The 18,516-nt window shown below is 49.2% G+C and carries 17 protein-coding genes; 4 read left to right on the forward strand and 13 right to left on the reverse strand.

What is annotated here, in order from left to right:
* Positions 1-70: 70 nt before the first annotated feature.
* Together ACN6NF_RS23885 and ACN6NF_RS23890 are read left to right on the forward strand one after the other, a co-directional pair.
* Positions 71-442, forward strand: a complete 372-nt coding sequence (locus ACN6NF_RS23885; RefSeq protein ID WP_016822733.1) for a CidA/LrgA family protein — start codon at positions 71-73, stop codon at positions 440-442.
* Positions 439-1,116, forward strand: coding sequence for a CidB/LrgB family autolysis modulator (locus ACN6NF_RS23890; RefSeq protein ID WP_474319963.1), 678 nt, complete (start codon positions 439-441; stop codon positions 1,114-1,116). The genes ACN6NF_RS23885 and ACN6NF_RS23890 overlap by 4 nt, the downstream gene beginning before the upstream one ends.
* An 81-nt stretch (positions 1,117-1,197) precedes the next feature.
* Here ACN6NF_RS23890 and ACN6NF_RS23895 read toward each other — a convergent pair whose 3' ends face one another.
* From ACN6NF_RS23895 to ACN6NF_RS23910, 4 genes are all read right to left on the reverse strand, one after another.
* On the reverse strand, positions 1,198-2,901 hold the full coding sequence (locus tag ACN6NF_RS23895; RefSeq protein ID WP_474319965.1) for a glycerol-3-phosphate dehydrogenase/oxidase: 1,704 nt from the start codon (positions 2,899-2,901) through the stop codon (positions 1,198-1,200).
* Between the two features lie 227 nt (positions 2,902-3,128).
* Positions 3,129-4,622, reverse strand: coding sequence for a glycerol kinase GlpK (gene glpK, locus ACN6NF_RS23900; protein ID WP_474319967.1), 1,494 nt, complete (start codon positions 4,620-4,622; stop codon positions 3,129-3,131).
* A gap of 51 nt (positions 4,623-4,673) precedes the next feature.
* A complete protein-coding gene (locus tag ACN6NF_RS23905; RefSeq protein WP_019688909.1) occupies positions 4,674-5,231 on the reverse strand; it encodes a glycerol-3-phosphate responsive antiterminator in 558 nt (185 codons plus the stop codon).
* A 202-nt stretch (positions 5,232-5,433) separates the two neighbouring features.
* Positions 5,434-6,387, reverse strand: a complete 954-nt coding sequence (locus tag ACN6NF_RS23910; protein ID WP_474319968.1) for an alpha/beta hydrolase — start codon at positions 6,385-6,387, stop codon at positions 5,434-5,436.
* Between the two features lie 260 nt (positions 6,388-6,647).
* On the opposite strand from ACN6NF_RS23910, the gene ACN6NF_RS23915 reads away from it, so the two are divergent.
* On the forward strand, positions 6,648-7,283 hold the full coding sequence (locus tag ACN6NF_RS23915; protein WP_474319970.1) for an NAD(P)-dependent oxidoreductase: 636 nt from the start codon (positions 6,648-6,650) through the stop codon (positions 7,281-7,283).
* A gap of 111 nt (positions 7,284-7,394) precedes the next feature.
* Here ACN6NF_RS23915 and ACN6NF_RS23920 read toward each other — a convergent pair whose 3' ends face one another.
* The 8 genes from ACN6NF_RS23920 to kduI form a co-directional block, all read right to left on the reverse strand.
* Positions 7,395-8,555: a cation:proton antiporter gene (locus ACN6NF_RS23920; protein ID WP_474319971.1), complete on the reverse strand. Its 1,161-nt coding sequence runs from the start codon at positions 8,553-8,555 to the stop codon at positions 7,395-7,397.
* Between the two features lie 317 nt (positions 8,556-8,872).
* Entirely contained in the window at positions 8,873-9,460 is a 588-nt protein-coding gene (locus ACN6NF_RS23925; protein WP_474319972.1) for a GNAT family N-acetyltransferase, read from the reverse strand.
* A 51-nt stretch (positions 9,461-9,511) separates the two neighbouring features.
* On the reverse strand, positions 9,512-10,879 hold the full coding sequence (locus ACN6NF_RS23930) for an MFS transporter (protein WP_474319973.1): 1,368 nt from the start codon (positions 10,877-10,879) through the stop codon (positions 9,512-9,514).
* Between the two features lie 91 nt (positions 10,880-10,970).
* Entirely contained in the window at positions 10,971-12,122 is a 1,152-nt protein-coding gene (locus tag ACN6NF_RS23935; protein WP_474319974.1) for a winged helix-turn-helix domain-containing protein, read from the reverse strand.
* A complete protein-coding gene (locus ACN6NF_RS23940) occupies positions 12,103-13,341 on the reverse strand; it encodes a CynX/NimT family MFS transporter (RefSeq protein WP_167440884.1) in 1,239 nt (412 codons plus the stop codon). The genes ACN6NF_RS23935 and ACN6NF_RS23940 overlap by 20 nt, the downstream gene beginning before the upstream one ends.
* A gap of 249 nt (positions 13,342-13,590) precedes the next feature.
* Complete coding sequence (gene kduD / locus ACN6NF_RS23945; protein WP_474319975.1) at positions 13,591-14,367, reverse strand: 2-dehydro-3-deoxy-D-gluconate 5-dehydrogenase KduD; 777 nt, start codon at positions 14,365-14,367, stop codon at positions 13,591-13,593.
* A 49-nt stretch (positions 14,368-14,416) separates the two neighbouring features.
* The gene (locus ACN6NF_RS23950) at positions 14,417-15,061 is read right to left on the reverse strand and encodes a bifunctional 2-keto-4-hydroxyglutarate aldolase/2-keto-3-deoxy-6-phosphogluconate aldolase (RefSeq protein ID WP_474319977.1); all 645 of its coding nucleotides are present in this window, start codon (positions 15,059-15,061) and stop codon (positions 14,417-14,419) included.
* Positions 15,062-15,140: 79 nt separating this feature from the next.
* Positions 15,141-15,971: a 5-dehydro-4-deoxy-D-glucuronate isomerase gene (kduI, locus tag ACN6NF_RS23955; RefSeq protein ID WP_474319978.1), complete on the reverse strand. Its 831-nt coding sequence runs from the start codon at positions 15,969-15,971 to the stop codon at positions 15,141-15,143.
* Positions 15,972-16,310: 339 nt separating this feature from the next.
* On the opposite strand from kduI, the gene ACN6NF_RS23960 reads away from it, so the two are divergent.
* Positions 16,311-17,267 carry a sugar kinase gene (locus tag ACN6NF_RS23960; protein ID WP_013373616.1) on the forward strand — a complete coding sequence of 319 codons (957 nt, stop codon included), beginning with the start codon at positions 16,311-16,313 and terminating at the stop codon, positions 17,265-17,267.
* A gap of 182 nt (positions 17,268-17,449) precedes the next feature.
* Here the strand turns inward: ACN6NF_RS23960 and ACN6NF_RS23965 are convergent, their stop codons facing one another.
* Positions 17,450-18,463 carry a LacI family DNA-binding transcriptional regulator gene (locus ACN6NF_RS23965; protein ID WP_013373617.1) on the reverse strand — a complete coding sequence of 338 codons (1,014 nt, stop codon included), beginning with the start codon at positions 18,461-18,463 and terminating at the stop codon, positions 17,450-17,452.
* Positions 18,464-18,516: the final 53 nt, after the last annotated feature.

Here is an 18,516-nt window from a genome sequence, read left to right on the forward strand (position 1 = left end):
TGAAAGCTTGTGATGTAAAATTTCATTACAGTTTGAAAATAACGGATCTCAAAGATAGGAGACTTTATATATGAAAAGCTTCATACGCGGTGTCCTTCAGATCGCCGTCCTGATGGCCTTTTCGCTCATCCTGAACGCGGTGGTCTCCTGGCTCCACCTGCCTGTACCCGGTAGTATCATCGGTATGCTGATTCTCTTTATTCTGCTGCAAACGGGCGTGGTTCGACTAAGCTGGATCGAGGTTGGCGCTAACTGGTTGCTGGCCGAGCTGCTATTATTCTTTATTCCCTCTGCTGTGGGTGTTATGAATTATTGGCCGATGCTGGAACACGACGGCATGAGCATTATGCTGGTCGTACTGCTCGGCACCTTCCTGGTGATGGCCTGCACAGGTATGATCGCCAGTCTGCTTGGTAAACGAAAGGAGCATAAATCATCATGACCGGTCTTCTATGTATTGTATTGACACTCGCTATTTACTGGATGGCCAAACGCATGTACCGCACACTGCCCAAGGTGTATATGTCCCCATTGCTCATTACACCTGTTGTTATTATTTTGATTTTAACGCTGATGGGTGTGAACTACCGTTCTTATAATTCGGGCGCTCATTTGCTATCCATGCTGCTACAGCCAGCTACGATTGCATTTGCTGTCCCTTTGTACCGATATTTTCCTGTGTTAAAGAAACACGCGGCCCAAATTGTGCTTAGCGTGTTGTCTGGATCTGTCGTAGCCGTGCTGTCCTCCATGGCGCTCGCCAAGTGGATGCATCTGGATTCCTCGCTGCTGAGCAGCCTGATTCCTCGCTCCATTACGACGCCTATTGCGATGAATGTATCGCAAACGATTGGCGGTAATCCAACAGTCACGGCTGTATTCGTTATTTTGACCGGATTGAGCGGTCTTATTATCGGCCCAATGACCGTAAAGCTGTTCCGGATCGAAAATGAAGTTTCACGCGGGGTATTGCTCGGTACCGGTGCGCATGGTACAGGTACTTCCAAAGCATTCGAATTCAGTTCGCTGACAGGTACCATCTCCAGCATCTCGATGGTGCTCGCCGCTCTCTTTACCTTGGCGGCTGCGCCGTTCCTGTTCCACTTGATGCTGTAAGCCATCTGTATACAAAGAAGCAGTGATTCTCTTATCAATAGAGAATCACTGCTTTTGTTTTGTAGGCCCTTTCACGCTGTATCAGATGGCTTTAACGGCGCCGGGTTCCGCCTCTACCTCTACAGGTGTCACAGCTTCATACAGATAAGCATCCAGCTCCGTCGTATATTGGCGTTCTTGCTCAGCACTCCAGCCTGCATACTCGGACATCAGAGCAATGACAGCCTGTTTCCAGCGCTTCACCTCGTCAATCTGAAAGAACAGCGCACCAGTACGACGTATGAAAAAATCAGACGGTGTCACCGTCATTTCCTGTTCCATCGCGTACAGAAGCGGAATACGCACTTCCACAGGCAGTGCCGCTTCCGTCTCGGTGGCGTTCTTCATGCTCCGTGTCGCTATGGCGAACAGTCGCTCCACATTTGAGCCATAGCGAGCAGCCCATGCTCTGGCGGTTTCTGGCGACAGACCGAGCGCGGCGCCCGCTGCGGCTTGCTTGCTCACGAAAGCGTCCCAACCCGCCGAGCCGCCTACGCTCCCGCCCGAAATCGGAATATGCCTCGTGCGGCATGCCCGAAAGCTTTGCCCATGCAAGCGGCCCAGCTCCCGCACCGCACGATCCACGACGAGTTCGGACATTTTCCGGTAGCCTGTCAGCTTGCCGCCTGCAATCGTGATCAGACCTGAACGGGATTCCCAAATTTCGTCCTTACGTGAAATTTCTGAAGGGCTTTTACCATCTTCATAAATGAGCGGGCGTACCCCTGCCCAACTGGATTCCACATCTGCAACCGTCAGCTTCACATCCGGGAACATCCCGTTGATCGCTTGAAGCACATACGCCCGGTCTTCGGCGGTCATCCGAGGGTGCGCCGTATCCCCTTCATACACCGTGTCGGTCGTACCTGCATAGGTTTTGCCATCACGCGGGATCGCGAACACCATGCGTCCATCCGGTGTATCGAAGTACACTGCTTGTTGAAGCGGGAAGCGCTCAGCATCGAATACCAGGTGGATACCCTTCGTCAGGCGAAGCACCTTTCCCTCTTTGGAGCGATCCATTTCCCGCAACGTATCTACCCATGGCCCGGCAGCGTTAATGACCAGCGAAGCCCTGATCTCGTATGGCTTTCCCGTTACCCGATCGGTTACACTGGCGCCGCTTATTCGTCCGCTGTCATACAGCAGCTTGTCAGCCTTGGCATAGTTCACAGCCAGCGCCCCTCGTGTAACGGCTTCCTTCATCACCTCAATCGTCAGGCGAGCATCGTCTGTGCGGTACTCCACATAACTACCGCTTCCTTTCAGTCCTTTTCTCTTCAGCAAAGGCTCGCGCTCCAGCGTAGCCTGAATGTCCAGCATGCGGCGGCGCTCACTACGCTTCACGCCAGCGAGGAAATCATACACCAGCAGACCAATCGAGGTGGTGAACGCATTAAATGTGCCACCCTGGTGAAAAGGAAGCAGCATACGCTCCGGAATGGTCACATGAGGGCCATTTTCGAATACGATGGCTCGTTCCTTCCCAACTTCAGCTACCATTTTAACCTCAAACTGCTTCAAATAACGAAGACCACCATGCACTAGCTTGGTAGAGCGACTGGAGGTGCCTGCTGCAAAATCCTGCATTTCCACCAGAGCCGTCTTCAAACCACGGTCCGCCGCATCCAACGCAATTCCCGCCCCTGTAATGCCGCCACCAATAATTAAAATATCAAAATGCTCACGCCCCATGCGTTCCAAAACGGCCGTTCTCTCCTGTGCAGCAAATCCTTGTTCTCCCATCATCTATCCCTCCAATTTCGTACATGTCTGCTATGCCATCTGACACCGAATCATCAAAGGATACAAAAAAAGACCACGAACATCGCTGCGGCGGATGCCGAGCGGTTCATGGTCTCTCCAAGTCTCCTGACGGGTATTAACTTATCTATATCGTAGCACACACAGTACACGATGAAAAGGGAAATCTGCCTGCTGCCAGATGACTTCCTCCTATTGTAAAACCACCTCTACTTGAACGCCATTGCGGCATGGACTGCCTTTTTCCAGCCTGCATATCGTTCAGCCCGTACATCTTCACTCATGGTTGGAGTGAAGGTTTGGTCACTCTGAGCATATCCCCGGACTTCATCCAGACTGTTCCAGAAGCCGACTGCCAGCCCAGCCAAATACGCCGCCCCCAGTGCAGTTGTCTCGTTCACAGCAGGTCGTTCCACAGGCAGACCGAGAATATCGCTCTGGAATTGCATCAGAAACTCATTCATCACTGCACCGCCATCTACGCGCAATGAACGCACAGGTACACCCGAGTCGCTCACCATGGCGGTTAGAACATCGTTGGTCTGATAGGCCAGTGATTCCAGTACCGCTCGGATAAAATGCTCCTTGGTCGTTCCCCGCGTCAAGCCAAAGGTCGCGCCGCGCACGTCACTGTCCCAGTACGGACTGCCGAGCCCCACAAAGGCCGGGACAAAATATACACCTTCCGTTGAGGTCACTCGCGCCGCATACGCTTCACTGTCTCTGGCCTCGCGGAACATGCGTAGCCCGTCACGCAGCCACTGAATAGCAGACCCCGCTACAAAAATGCTGCCCTCCAACGCATACTTCACCTGACCGTTCAACCCCCATGCAATGGTCGTAATCAGTCCATGCTTCGATTCACAGGGTTCATCTCCGGTATTCATTAACATAAAGCATCCCGTACCGTATGTATTTTTAATCATGCCTTTGTCAAAGCATCCCTGACCGAACAAAGCTGCCTGCTGATCGCCCGCCACTCCGGCAATGGGAATTTCCTGTCCAAAAAAATGATAATCCACCGTATTCGCATAGATTTCGGAGGACGACCTCACCTCCGGCAGCATAGATGCGGAAACGCCAAGAATATCCAGCAGCTCCTCATCCCATTTTAGCTCATAAATGTTGTACATCAGCGTACGAGCAGCGTTGGAGTAGTCCGTTACATGCGCTTTACCACCGGACAGTCTCCAGATCAGCCAGGTATCGATTGTACCGAACAACAGCTCTCCACGTTCCGCCTGGGCCCGCGCTCCCTCAACGTTGTCGAGTATCCATTTGACTTTGGTACCCGAAAAGTAGGGATCAATGAGTAGGCCTGTTTTGCTATGAAAAGTTTCATCAAGCCCACGGCTTTTCAAGTCCTCGCAAATCCCGGCCGTTTGCCGTGACTGCCATACCAGCGCATGATATACAGGCAGGCCTGTATGTTTATCCCACACCACCACAGTTTCCCGTTGATTGGTAATGCCAATTCCAGCAATTTGGCTAGCTTTCACACCTGGTTCCGACAAACAGGAGGCGATGACAGCCAAAATAGAGCTCCATATTTCATTCGCGTTTTGCTCTACCCATCCCGGCTGGGGAAAATACTGCGGAAACTCCCGTTGTGCCTTGTACACCACTTTCCCCTGCCGATTAAATAAGATGGCCCGCGAACTGGTTGTGCCCTGATCCAAGGCAAGAATGTACTGCTCCGTCATTTTCCAATCTCCTTGCTTATTATGTAGGTTGCCCACTTGATTCAAAAAAAGCTATCGCTTATAGTGCTCAAACAGTTGTTTATTGGAGGTCGTAACCGCTGCAGCTCCCGCTGCCAACGCCGCTTCCACATCCTCAGGGGTACGAATAAGTCCGCCAGCCAAAATAGGAATACCCGTACGTTCACTGACCTCCGCAATCATCGGCGGCACAACACCGGGCAGCACCTCAATATAATCGGGGCGCGTTTTTTCCACCAGTGCGTAGCTTTTTTCCAGCGCAATCGTATCCAGCAGGAACACTCGCTGTACAGCAAGAATCCCCTTTTTTTTAGCAGTTGCAATCACCCCGGAACGGGTCGAGATAATCCCAAATGGCTTAATTTCCTGACACAAATACTCAGCGGCATACTCGTCATTCTTCAAACCTTGCACCAGGTCGGCATGCAGAAGCATCTGCTTATTGCGGCTCCTTGCCATCTGATATAGGTTGCGCAACTGTGCTACATGCGTATCCAGAAAAACAGCATACTCATAAGAGCTGTCCAAAATATCCTCCAACTGCTTCATATGCTTAGCTGCAGGTAAAATGCGTTGTCCCTGAAATGGCATGGATATCCCCCTTAGGCCGAATGTCGGCCAAACTCGTTCAAATTTTATATTATCACTCTGTTCGATGAACGTGAAGCGGTTTCAATGGGGATATGTATAAAGGCTGCCCTCCCTGCTTCAGATTCTGCAGGAGAAGACAGCCTCATCCTTTAAAGGACTCGATCAGATCACAAGATGAGACCTTGAGTTGCTCTATAGGAGACTAGCCCTCAAACCCTTGACGCAGCCACGAGGTAGCAAGCGTGATTGCACCGCGCTTAGCTGCGGTTTCTGATAATGGGTTCAGCATCACAAAGTCATGTATGATGCCCTGGAAGCGTACAGCAGTTACATCTACTCCCGCTTCACGCAGCTTGTTCGCATAGGCTTCCCCTTCATCACGCAACACATCGGCCTCGCCAGTAATGACCAGCGCACGCGGTAGCCCTTTGAGCTGGTCAGTGGTGGCACGTAACGGGGACGCCGTGATCTGCGCTCGTTCGTTAGGATCTGTCGTGTATTGATCCCAGAACCATTGCATCCCTTCACGGCTCAGGAAATATTCTGTGGCGAACTCATGGTACGATTCCGTATCAAAAGAAGCATCCGTCACCGGATAGAACAACAACTGCTGCCGAATGGCAGGGCCACTGCGTTCTTTGGCCAGCAAAGTTACAGCTGCAGTCATGTTACCCCCGACACTGTCTCCGGCTATCGTCAGCGTATCGGGCTTCAGCCCATGCTCGCGCCCATGCTGTGCCACCCATTGCACGACCGCGTAAATTTCCTCAATCGCCGTCGGATATTTGGCTTCAGGTGACAAGCTGTATTCCGGGAATACAACGGCTGCCTGTGAGCCGACTGCCAATTCACGAATCAGACGGTCATGCGTATGAGCATTACCGAATACCCAGCCTGCTCCGTGGATATATACAATGACCGGGAGATCGCCTGTCACCTGTTGTGGACGAACAATTCTGACCTTCACCTCACCGCCAGGTCCACCTGGAATAGTTAGATCTTCTAAATCTGCGGCAGGTTTGTCTGCAGGACCGGATTGAACCTCATTGACCGTTTCACGTCCTTTTTCAGGACCCAAATCATACAAAAACGGAGGTTTGGCATTATCGTCTGCGAATTTTTGCGCTGCGGGCTCCAGCTGTACTTTTTTACTCATATCGTTTCACTCTTCCTTTCTTTTCTGCGGTCTACATGTATTCAATATGCTTTACATTTACTCATTCAGTATCACCTAATATTTAAACGAGTTCCTCTCTTTCCAATCGGAGGACTCTATTTTTCCCAACAGAAGAGCTTGACTTTTAATTCGTATTGTAACTATAATAGTTACATATTAAAGTTCAAGTATGAACATCATGCAACGCATGAATCAAGCAAATAAATCATCCAAATTATTTTTTAGGAGGCTATTCTATTATGAAAATTGCAGTCATTGGTGCAGGCGGTAAAGCTGGAAGTAATATCGTAAAAGAAGCATTAGACAGAGGGCATGAAGTAACCGCCATCGTCCGTGACCCAGCAAAAGTAACGGACAGTCGTGCTGCTGTAGTACAAAAAGACATTTTTGATCTAAAAACAGATGATCTGAAAGGTTTTGACGTCGTTGTTAATGCTTTTGCCGCTCCATTCGGACAAGAGCATCTACACGTAGATGCAGGTAACGTATTGATTGAGGCTCTCCGCCATGTGTCCGGTACTCGCCTGATTGTCGTAGGTGGTGCAGGCAGCTTGTTTACGGATGAATCTCAGACACTCTTGGTCAAGGATACTCCTAACTTCCCTGATTTTGTATATCCAACGGCTAATAACCAAGGGAAAAATTTAGACATTCTACGCAGTACCAGCGACCTGAACTGGACCTTCATTAGTCCTTCCGCAGAATTCGCTATCGGCAAACGTACAGGCTCTTACCAAGTGGGCAAAGATACGCTATTGGTTAATTCCAAAGGTGCAAGCTATGTTAGCTATGAAGATTATGCAGTTGCCGTAATAGACGAAATTGAAAAACCACAACATCTGAATCAACGCTTCACTGTCGTATCCGAGTCCTGATTCTGTAACTAGACCAAACATTCAAACATAAAAAGACCCTTCGAGTTCATCCTATGCTGCATGGAATATGAATTCGAAAGGTCTTGTTGTATGTCTAGTCCGTCCAACCTCTTACTTCTGAACTTGGATTAAAGGCTTCCTATCGCTAAAAATTAGCTTGAGAATTGGAGGTGCAGCCAAAGTCGTCAAAATGACGGCAATAATGACTGATGTAAAATATTGCTGTGCCAGCAGACCTGTTTGCAGCCCGGTAGACGCGATAATAAGCGCAACTTCCCCACGAGATATCATACCAGAACCAATCGCTAGCGAAGAGCGGGTATTAAAGCCTGTCAGTCGCGCGCCGATACCTCCTCCGACTAACTTCGTCACCAGCGCTATTAGGGTCAAAACAATGACAAATCCTAGCTGCTGGCCTACTCCCTCAAAGGATACATTTAATCCAATGCTGACAAAAAATACAGGCACAAAGATGGAATAAGCGATAGGCTCCACCTTTTCTTCTACCACGTGCTTATAGTCGGTTTGTGCGATGGCAATCCCGGCCGCAAAAGCTCCGATAATCCCTGCCATCCCCAACATATCCGCAAAATACGCAAATCCAAAGCAAATGATCAACGCAGCAGTAATCACAGCTTCTGTCACTTTGAGGGGAGCAAGTATTTTCATAATCCATGGAACAACGAACCAGCCACCCAGAATAGCCCCCACGAAGAAGATCAGCTTCTTGCCAACAAGAAGTCCCAGCGAGGTTTGCCCACCCATGCCGAATATACTCATCACTACCGCAAGCAGCACTACGACGAGCACATCGTCCAGTACGGCTGCACCTAAAATGGTCGAGCCTTCTCGAGTATTCAGCTTGTTCATATCCTTGAGCACCTGCACTGTAATGCTTACGGAAGTAGCGCTCAAGACAATCCCCAAAAACCATCCTTCATGTACTGAAAATCCAAAGGCTTCACCGACTGCAAAACCACAGAGCAACGGCAAAATAATCCCCCCGACCGCCACTGCTACCGCAGGCTTCCAGTTGCGCCGAAGCTGATCCAGATCCGTCTCCAGCCCGGCAATGAACATCAACAGCAACACGCCGATTTCAGACATATCATGAATCAGCGAATCATTTTGCACCCATCCCAAAACTGCCGGACCCAATACAATACCAGCGATTAGCTTCCCCAATACCGCAGGTTGACCGAGCTTAACCGATAGATGACCAGCTACTTTTGTAAACAACAGAATCAGTAGAAGATACAATATAAATTGCATAGCTTAATAACCTCCTTTTATTTAATCTTTGACCTCATTTGCGCATCATCTACAACATTAAAGAAAACGGATAATTTTAAAATGCAGAACAATCGCTCAAAATATGTGTCTGACCTTCAACAGACCAACAACTCGCAAAATAAAAAGGGAAACCCGACATACAGCACAGGTTCCCCTAAAAAGACATAAAGGAGCCTTGGTGACAGGCTCCTCCGGTAATTCATATATTCATTTGATATTGTTGGTCATCCTTGCGCAAACAAGTAACTTTATTTTTTAATTATATCTCTTCTGCAAACCCGTGTAAACGTATTGAATCAACTTTCTGCTTGTTTCACATATCTGTCGCGATATTCATGCTGCAGCATACTCATCAAAATCGAATCGTGATATTGATGATTGTAGAATAAAGCATCCCGCTGCACACCTTCACGCTTAAAGCCTACTTTTTCATAGCAGCGGATAGCCCGTTCATTAAAATCAAATACATTCAACTCAATCCGATGCAGATTACAAATGCCGAACCCATAGCCCAGCATGAGTACAAGCGCTTCAGTGCCGTAGCCCTTTCCCTGATTTCCCTGCTCATTGATCGCAATACGGATGTTGGCGCTGCGATTCAGGCTATCCATATCCTGTAGCGCAATGTCGCCGATGACACGATCATCCTCCTGAAGTGCAATGAGAAGCAGCAGGCTTGAGGCATCCTGCCCTTTACCTTCAATATAACGGGCGATTTGCTCTTTGGTAAAGCTTCGCTGTGTGCCCGTCAGCCTCCGCACCTCCTGATAGAACAACGTATTATAGTATAGCTCGGTGTCCTCCACGTTAATGGGACGCAAGTACACCCGTGATCCTTCAAGCAGTCGTGCCACTGGGGTTGCAGGCGAAAAATTCTGATTCAACTCGATCTCTCCTATGCTAAAAATATAAATTGCTACAATGAAAGCAAACGATTACGCTAGGTCGACATTTTGTTCAGTCGATGGGGTAGGATTAGCGAGAGACTCGCGCCAAATGACGGATTGAAGCAGTAGTCCTGCCAAACCTAGGATTCCTACAGTCATCCCGATCCAGACAAAAGCCGTCCCCGCCCCTGCTATTCGGATCAATACTCCCCCAGCAAGCGGCGAAATGACCATGATCGCTCCAATGACGGTACTTTGAATACCAAAGACGCGCCCCACCATATCAGCAGGGGTCATGGCTTGTAATATGTAATTCTGGGTGATAATGTACAGGCCGTTCCCCACACCTAGCATGGCCCCGATCGCAAGCAGTACGAGTAGTCCTGTCCCGGGTTGCGCCCAGCCTAAAGCGGCAATAGCTCCGCCAACCAGCACATACCCTCCACCGAGCCCCCAGCCTGCGCTTATGCGATTCAAGCGATTAAGCACAAGCATGCAGCCGACGGCGCCAGCACCTATGGCTGAAACCAGCCAACCAAGCAGCGATTCATTACCTGGGGCGAGTACTCGCAGCAGTGTAGGGAACTGGTAGTCGATCATAAGAATGGCAATCGAGCCGAAAAGCCCGAATATGAGCGTATGCATAAGCATTCGACTGCGCCAGAGGAACGCCCAGCCCTCCCGCCACTGGCTGAAAAAACGGGATGTTCGAACAGACTCTCCCTGCCTCTTGGTAGCATCAGCCTCATCCGCTGTAAGCGATGCCGACATTCCTAGCTGCTCGTCAGCACCAGCAACCGCTTGCTGGTCTGTGCTGGCCAGCGCCGGACCGATTCCGCGCAGCGGCCACAGCAACAGGCCGGAGCAAAGACGCAGAAGTGCATTCAGGATGATACATGCTTGCGGGGACAGTACAGTCAAGGTCATGGCGCCCAGCAATGGTCCCGCCACTTTGGAAGCCTGATTAACCAGTCCATTCAGTGAGGTGGCACGGAATAAGTCACCACTGGCGACTACTGTACGGGTCAAGCCTTGCTGTGACGGCATTTGGAATACGCCAGCCGCCGCGCGCAAGCCGAGCAAAGGCAACAGCCACGCCGGCCCAGGAACGGCGAGAATCGCCAGCGTCAATAAGGCAATAGCTGCATCACAGCCGATCATCAATCGGGCCTTGTGTACCCGATCGGCTAACGTGCCTGCGATGGAGCCCAGTAGCAGCCCCGGTAGCGCCATCACTACCGGGATCAGCGCAATCAGCATAGGGTCGGCTTCCCAGCGGTAAGCAACAAGCACCTGAATGGCGATAGCATCAAACCAATCGCCAAAGGAAGCAGCCGTATGGGCCGCAAACATCCGCCGAAAACGACCGTTACGCCAAATGCTGGGCGTGGATTGCAACTCTTTCTCTTCCTTCATTTCTATTCACCCTGCTCTCATTTTCTGCATCATTAGCAATAAGAACATTCTAGTGGGTCTTTATCAGAGGAAAATCAGACAGCTAAAAAAATCAGGCTACAGGAAGAATCTGCTCCAGCCAGCGCTTTAGCGCCGAACGATGCAGTGTCAAACGATTGTCCCGGTCAAGCTGATCATATTGAGCCGCATACTTTTCTTCCAGCATGGGATAAGGGCCGCAAAGCTTCAAGAAACTGCGAATTTGACTAACCGCTTTGATTTTTAGCAGCTCCTGTTTCGCCATATCAAGGGTGTCCAGTCCCTCATCCATGAGCCGCTCGGCGTTGTCCACATCTCCAGTACGCAGCAGCATAAGTCCACGCATCATGCGATAACGGCCCAGTTCGCGCAAATACGGAGCCTCCGACAGCATGCCTTCCAGACGATCAGACAGTTCAGCAGCCTTTTCCATATGTTTGGCAACCAGATGCATGTACATCTCCATGAGCGCAACCGGCATCACAAATTTATCGAGATCATCCCGCTCCATGACCATTAAGGTCAATGGTAGGCCTTCCTGTGCGCGTTCTGGTTGTCCATGTTCCACATAAGCCTCCAGGATATTGAGGATGCGTAATTCCCGCTCTTGTTCACTGGACAGCAATCCGCTGGCGAGCGCACGTTCACAAAGGGCTAGCCCCTCATCCGTCACCCCTGCTGAGCACATATATAGCAGCAGCATCCAATACAATCGGTCTGCGGGTGCAAAGTCCTGTCGTTTCAAAAACCATGATACATCCGCCTGTACAAAACGGGTATACATTTGATAAAAGACTGACAATTCAAAACCCATCTGCTCCTGCTGGGCAGCCAACGCTACGATGGAATGCCCCTGACCCAGCAACTGGTATTTCCGGAATAGTCCATGTACGGCGTCCTGCACCTCCTGATCGTGCAAGGACGGATGATTCTGTGGCTGCACTTCAGTCAAGGTCAAGCTGTAGCCATATCCTCTAACCGTATGAATACAGAGCACATCCCATGACTTGAGTTTTTTGCGCAATCTATAGATATGGTCATCCACTGTACGCTCCACCGGATACTCCAGCGGCCACACACGATCCAGCAGTTGTTCCCGGGTGAACACCTGATTCGGGTTATCGTATAGAAAGCGCAACAACGCAAACTCTTTAGCCAACAACATAACACGATCTGCATTATAGACCACACTATAGCCATCTGCATCAAATTGCAGCCTGATCATCCACCTCGCCTCCGACATATCGTTTCTTGGCTGCACCCAGCCCTGTAAACATAAGCAGAACACTCAGGCACAAGAGTAAAAGCAGCGGAATTGTCCAGCCTTGTGTCGCATCATGCAAATAGCCGAACAGCGTCGGCCCAGTCGCTGCCAGCAAATAACCAAAGGATTGTGCCATACCTGACAGCTCTGCTGCCTGCTGCGGTGTTCGCGTCCGCAAATTAAAGAACATCATGACTAGTGGAAAAGCAAAACCTCCCGCTATACCCATACAAATGACCCAAATCACACTCCACTGGGTAGCCCCGAGCAGAAATCCACCCAGACCCATAAAATAGAGCGCAGCCATAATCAGAACCAATATCCGCTGATCCTTCACTCGCGCTGCCCAAATAGGCACAATAAAAGTAAATGGCATTTGCGAAAATTGCATCACAGACAGCATCCATCCTGCAGTCTCTGAATCCATTCCCTGTCCGCTCATCATTTCGGGAAACCAGGCAGCAGGAACATAGAACAGGGCAGATTGCAGCCCCATAAACAGCGTTACCTTCCAAGCCAAAGACGATTTATACACATTCACCGTTCGGGCAGACACTGCCGCTTGATTAGCCGTTCGGCGCGCCTTAAGAAGCTGGGGCACCCAGAGTAAAATACCTAGGACACCAACAATCGCCCAAATTCCCAGAGCACCGCGCCAGCCCATTCCTCCGTTCAGAGCCAGCGGTATACTCAGACCGGATGCTGTTGCAGCAACCACATTCATGGATACGGAATATACGCCGGTCATTAGTCCGCTGTTGCGGGGAAATTCCTCTTTGATCAAACTGGGCAGCAAAACATTGCACACAGCAATAGCCAGTCCCAGCATCGCAGTCCCGACAAATAATGAAGTCACCCCTAGCGTTGAGCGCACCACAATACCTGCAGTCAACAGCAGCAAGGCCGCAAAAATAATAAGGGAAGACCCGAAGCGCCGTGACAGTTTGGCTACAAAAGGCGACAACAGTGCAAAAGCAAGTAGCGGGAATGTCGTTAACAGACCACTTAGTGTATTCGAAATATGCAAAGAATCCTTAATCAAACCGATAAGAGGTCCTACCGAAGTAATTGAGGCACGCAGATTGGCACCTACCAGGATGATCCCTGCGGCAAGCACCCAAGGACCTGCATGCCACAACGATTTGTATACCAAAGCTCGTTGGTGTTGCTGTGAACTCATCTCTCCATTCTCCAATCCATTCTGTATTATGCTCAAAGGCTCCAACCAAGTGTAACGGCTGGAGCCTAGGCAATTTTTATCTCATTAAATTATAAAGGCATTCGTGCCATATGCATAGGACGGATCGACACAACGCCCCAAATCTTCATATTCAGCTTACAGGTTCATCAAACAAATAAAAGCTGCCTGAAAGGACAAGTTCCTTTTGAGGCAGCTTTCAGTTCATGACTTCGATGTGATCGGCGCTGATTAACGTACGAGCCAGCCGCCATCCACCGCCAGGATATGACCGTTCATGTAGTCCGAGCCCTGACTGGCGAGGAAAACAACAACCCCCATCAGATCAGATGGATCACCCCAACGACCCGCAGGAATACGCGACAAGATTTCTTGATTGCGACTTTCATCCGCACGAATTGGAGCTGTGTTCGCCGTAGCAATATAACCAGGCGCAATCGCATTAATCTGAACGTTATGAACCGCCAGCTCGTTCGCAAATGCCTTGGTTATGCCAGCTACTGCGTGCTTACTTGCTGTATACGGCGGAACGAACTTGCCGCCTTGGAAAGCAAGCATAGAAGCGACATTAATAATCTTCCCGCTTTTTTGCTCTACCATTATCTTCGCCACTTCCTGGCTCAAATGGTATACAGCATTCAGGTTGATTTCCATAACAGCGTCCCAATCTTCATCTTTATACTCCAGCAAAGGAGCGCGGCGGATCGTACCCGCATTATTGACAAGGATATCAATTTTGCCAAATTCCTTAATGCACTCTTCTACAAGTTTTTTAATGGATGCTTTTTCAGTCAGGTCAGCCTGGTAAAAGGCAAACTTCACACCCGTTGGCTCCAGTAGACGTCTTGTTTCTTCATAATCATCATTGTTAGCTACAATGAACAGGTTTGCGCCTGCTTTGGCCAAAGCTACGGAATATCCTTGACCTAATCCACTGTTGCCCCCTGTTACAATCGCCGTTTTACCTTTTAGACTGAAAAAATCCAATGAAAAATTGTCCAGACCCATGCCTACGCCTCCATCACAAATTAGTATAAAAACCTATATTTCCTGAAGCCTACAACGCTGCACGTACTTCTTTATATTTAGCTACATAACGCGCTGCATTTTCTGTGATCAAGTCGTAGCGACCTTCCTTGGCTGGAGCCGTCAAATTGCCTCCAATGCCCACGGCCACACAGCCGTTACGCAGCCAAGTTTCCATATTATCCAGGTCAACGCCACCAGTTGGCATAATCTGCACGTGAGGCATTGGCCCTCTCACGGCTTTAACAAAGTCCGCCCCCATCGTATTGCCCGGGAACAACTTCACGACATCACTACCCAATTTCATGGCTTCCTTGATCTCATTCAGCGTCATGCAGCCAGGCATATAAGGAATCGCATACAAATTGCATAGCTTCGCTGTTTCTTCTTCAAAAGAAGGACTCACAACAAACTCTGCTCCAGCCAGAATAGCAATTCTTGCCGTCAGTGACTCCAATACAGTTCCTGCACCAATAACGGCCCGATCCTTAAATTCGTCTTTCAATCTACGAATGACCTGATCCGCATCCGGCGTGGTAAACGTAAGCTCAATATTATCCAAGCCGCCTTCAATACAGGCTTTGGACATTTGATACGCTTCCTCCGCTGTGTTTCCCCGAATGACTGCGACAACACCAACCGAAGTAATATGTTCCAAAACTTTCTTTTTCGTCATGTTCCTGATCCTTTCCACGAATGGGATGACCATGGTTCCTCAGCCGCTTGCAGGCCTACGTCCCAATGCAATGACCGGCTTAACGCAGCTCGCTCAGGGCTACCTGATCCATGTCCTTGTATGTTTTATTTTCACCGGCCATGCCCCAAATGAAGGTATAGCTACCCGTAGCCGCACCGCAGTGGATAGACCAAGGTGGAGAAATAACGGCTTCATCATTTTTCATGACCAGATGGCGCGTTTCGTTCGGCTCACCCATCAGGTGGAACATTCTGGCGTTCTCATCCAGCTCAAAGTAGAAATACACTTCCATGCGACGGTCATGAACATGTGTTGGCATAGAGTTCCACACACTGCCGTTCTCTAATGTGGTCATACCCATAACCAGCTGACAGCTTTGAATGCCTTCATCATGGATAAAGCGACGTAACGTGCGGTTATTGGCTGTTTCCTGCGAACCCAAACTTTCAGACGGAACATCGGCAAAAGACTGCTTCGTTGTCGGATACGTGGTATGAGCCAAGGCTGAAACGATATAAAACTTCGCAGGTTTTTCGCTGGAATCGCTTTCAAAGATCAACTCCTTGGCACCTCTACCTACGTAGAGACAGTCTTTTGTGGCCAGCTCGTAAATTTCACCATCCACCTTGACCGTACCGCTACCGCCGACATTAAAAACACCCAGTTCACGGCGTTCCAGGAAAGTTTCCGCTTTGATTTGATCGTTACCTTCCAGTGCAACAGATTTATTCACGGGGTGAATGCCCCCGATAATGACACGATCTTCATGCGTATAGACCAGCTTTACTTCATCAGGTACAAAAAGCTCCTGAATCAGATAGTGCTGACGCAACTCTTCAGTCGTAAAATGCTTGGCATGTTCGGGATGAGTTGAATAACGCATTTCCATAAAAACATTCCTCCTGTTTAGATAAACTTTTTTATCAACGGAATTGTTATAAAGCGGTTTCTAACTCTACTTCTTAGCTAGAATTGTAATAATTATCTAAGAGGGTGTCAACCCAAAACTTCATCAATCCTAGAAAAAGCCTTAATATTCGCGAATTTTTACACGATTTTTATCTTTTGATAAACAAAATCATATTTTTTTATCTACATTACCCAAAAAATTTTTAGCAAATATATCAACTTACTCATTGTGAAAAACCGATTTATGTGATAATTTCATTTTATTCAAGCGGTGCATACGCTTACAGATTTAGTTTACTAAACATAAGGAGGAATTCACATGACCGCAACATTGGATGCTGTTACCTTTGGAGAACCTATGGCTATGTTTTACGCCAATGAAGCAGGCTCTCTGGATGAGGTGCGTTCATTTACCAAAGCGCTAGCCGGGGCGGAGACGAATGTTTCGGCCGGCTTGTCGCGTTTGGGGCTACGAGCCGGACTCGTGACCAAGCTTGGCGAGGATACGTTCGGCAAGTTCATTGCCGATGCACTGCGTCAGGAGAAGATTGACACCCAAAATGTCATGTTTACCAAAGACCACTCTACCGGGATGCTGATTAAATCCAAAGTTACCAGCGGCGATCCTGAGGTCGAATATTTTCGCAGGCATTCCGCCGCTTCCACACTGAGCATTGCTGATTTTAACGAGGCTTACTTTGCCGGGGCTCGCCACCTGCACTTTACAGGTATTTCTGTCGCACTTTCCCCTGAATGCCGCGACTTCGCCCGACATGCGAAGCAGTTTATGAAAAAGGCAGGCAAAACCGTATCCTTCGATCCCAACCTCAGACCCAAGTTATGGCCTGACACACAAACGATGGTGGAGGCGATTAACGAGGCATCCGAGGGTTGCGACTGGCTGCTGCCAGGCATTCATGAAGGTAAAATACTAACAGGCTATACTTCGCCTGAAGATATCGCTTCGTTCTACCTCGATCGCGGCACCTCGCTGGTGATCATCAAGCTGGGAACCGAAGGCGCATATTACAAATCCGCAGATGCAGAGGGGTATGTCAAGCGTTTCCGCGTAGATCATGTCGTGGATACCGTCGGCGCAGGTGACGGCTTTGCCGCAGGTGTGATCAGCGCGCTGCTGGAAGGATTACCCTTGGCTGAAGCGGTCAAGCGCGGTAATGCACTTGGTGCGCTGGCTGTCATGTCGGCTGGAGACATGGACGGCTATCCGACGCGAGCCGAATTGGAATCTTTTTTGCTCAGCGCCAGCACGAATTAGTTTGGGTTCATTCCCCGCATAACCTTCATCGCTATGAGCGCAAGCTCAACAAGGCCGTATCCAAAGTCAGCCTTAACTTCCAATAGCCCGTATTCACATTTGTATGACCTTAGCAGCATACGCATGCTCAGGTCGTACAAAGGAATACGGGCTATTTTTATAATATGTGACACAATGCTAGTCTACAGCGTTTTGACGGATTCTCCACGATTGATATCCGGTACAAATCGGTAAATAATCGGAACCGACTCACCGCCTTCCTCAATGCTGGACAGCAGCGTTTTTGCCGCCTGCTTCCCCATATCCGCAATCGGTTGTGTAATGGTCGTAATCGGCGGATTGTAAATATGAGCAAACTCCGCATCGTCAATCCCGATAATGGACAGCTCTGCCGGAATGCGTATACGGCGGGCATTCACATACTTTAACGCCTCAGCCAACACGATATCATTCCCGGCCAACAATGCAGTCGGCGGCTCCGGCAGTTGGAACAGTTCCTTCAGCGTCTGCTGGATTTCTTCTCTCGGCACACTGTGCATATATTCTTCACGAAATGGCAAGCCATGCTCCTCCAGCGCCTTCTTATATCCGCTGAGCCGCTCCACTCGTGGAGTAATCCGATTCAAGCCAAGGGGCAAGGTAATCAGCGCAATTCGTTCATGCTTGTGAGCCACAAGTTCCTGAATCGCCAGCTTAATCGCCATTTCGTTATCCAACAGCAGGCTGCGTGTATTGACACCGTCTACCAAGCGGTCCAAAAACACCAATGGATATTTTTCACGAATGAGCTGGTTGTAAATGTCTGCATGCTTTCCTGTTGGGAATATGATTAGGCCGTCCACTTGACGGGCCTTGAGCATCTCAATATACTGACTTTCCTTGTCAGGGTTTTCATCGGCGTTACAAATGATCACCTGAATGCCAAAGCGCTGCAATTCCTCCTCAATCGCACGGATAGACTGAATCGACAGCGTATAATCAATGTTGGCTACAATGACTCCCACCATAAACGTCCGGTTTTGCTTCAAGCTGCGGGCTAGCCCGTTAGGTTGATAGTTCAGCTCTTGAATAACCTCGGCGATCCGGTCTTTGGTTTGGTCGCTCATATATTTATATCGTTTGTTCAGAAATTGCGAGACAGTGCTTTTAGACACTCCCGCCTTCTGGGCAACATCTTCAATCGTCGGCTTCTTCATCGGTACACTCCTTGTCTTTCATGTACTGCGTTAGTGCAACAAAAGTATATCTT

This window comes from Paenibacillus sp. TSM33, from assembly GCF_056099025.1.

What these genes read in the sequence shown, in the direction of transcription:
- ACN6NF_RS23960 (WP_013373616.1), top strand. Translation starts at nt 16,311, where the DNA reads ATGACCGCAACATTGGATGCTGTTACCTTTGGAGAACCTATGGCTATG.
- ACN6NF_RS23890 (WP_474319963.1), top strand. Translation starts at nt 439, where the DNA reads ATGACCGGTCTTCTATGTATTGTATTGACACTCGCTATTTACTGGATG.
- ACN6NF_RS23905 (WP_019688909.1), bottom strand. Translation starts at nt 5,231, where the DNA reads ATGCCATTTCAGGGACAACGCATTTTACCTGCAGCTAAGCATATGAAG.
- kduD (WP_474319975.1), bottom strand. Translation starts at nt 14,367, where the DNA reads ATGGGTCTGGACAATTTTTCATTGGATTTTTTCAGTCTAAAAGGTAAA.
- glpK (WP_474319967.1), bottom strand. Translation starts at nt 4,622, where the DNA reads ATGACGGAGCAGTACATTCTTGCCTTGGATCAGGGCACAACCAGTTCG.
- ACN6NF_RS23910 (WP_474319968.1), bottom strand. Translation starts at nt 6,387, where the DNA reads ATGAGTAAAAAAGTACAGCTGGAGCCCGCAGCGCAAAAATTCGCAGAC.
- kduI (WP_474319978.1), bottom strand. Translation starts at nt 15,971, where the DNA reads ATGGAAATGCGTTATTCAACTCATCCCGAACATGCCAAGCATTTTACG.
- ACN6NF_RS23895 (WP_474319965.1), bottom strand. Translation starts at nt 2,901, where the DNA reads ATGGGAGAACAAGGATTTGCTGCACAGGAGAGAACGGCCGTTTTGGAA.
- ACN6NF_RS23930 (WP_474319973.1), bottom strand. Translation starts at nt 10,879, where the DNA reads ATGAAGGAAGAGAAAGAGTTGCAATCCACGCCCAGCATTTGGCGTAAC.
- ACN6NF_RS23885 (WP_016822733.1), top strand. Translation starts at nt 71, where the DNA reads ATGAAAAGCTTCATACGCGGTGTCCTTCAGATCGCCGTCCTGATGGCC.
- ACN6NF_RS23940 (WP_167440884.1), bottom strand. Translation starts at nt 13,341, where the DNA reads ATGAGTTCACAGCAACACCAACGAGCTTTGGTATACAAATCGTTGTGG.
- ACN6NF_RS23915 (WP_474319970.1), top strand. Translation starts at nt 6,648, where the DNA reads ATGAAAATTGCAGTCATTGGTGCAGGCGGTAAAGCTGGAAGTAATATC.
- ACN6NF_RS23920 (WP_474319971.1), bottom strand. Translation starts at nt 8,555, where the DNA reads ATGCAATTTATATTGTATCTTCTACTGATTCTGTTGTTTACAAAAGTA.
- ACN6NF_RS23935 (WP_474319974.1), bottom strand. Translation starts at nt 12,122, where the DNA reads ATGATCAGGCTGCAATTTGATGCAGATGGCTATAGTGTGGTCTATAAT.
- ACN6NF_RS23965 (WP_013373617.1), bottom strand. Translation starts at nt 18,463, where the DNA reads ATGAAGAAGCCGACGATTGAAGATGTTGCCCAGAAGGCGGGAGTGTCT.
- ACN6NF_RS23950 (WP_474319977.1), bottom strand. Translation starts at nt 15,061, where the DNA reads ATGACGAAAAAGAAAGTTTTGGAACATATTACTTCGGTTGGTGTTGTC.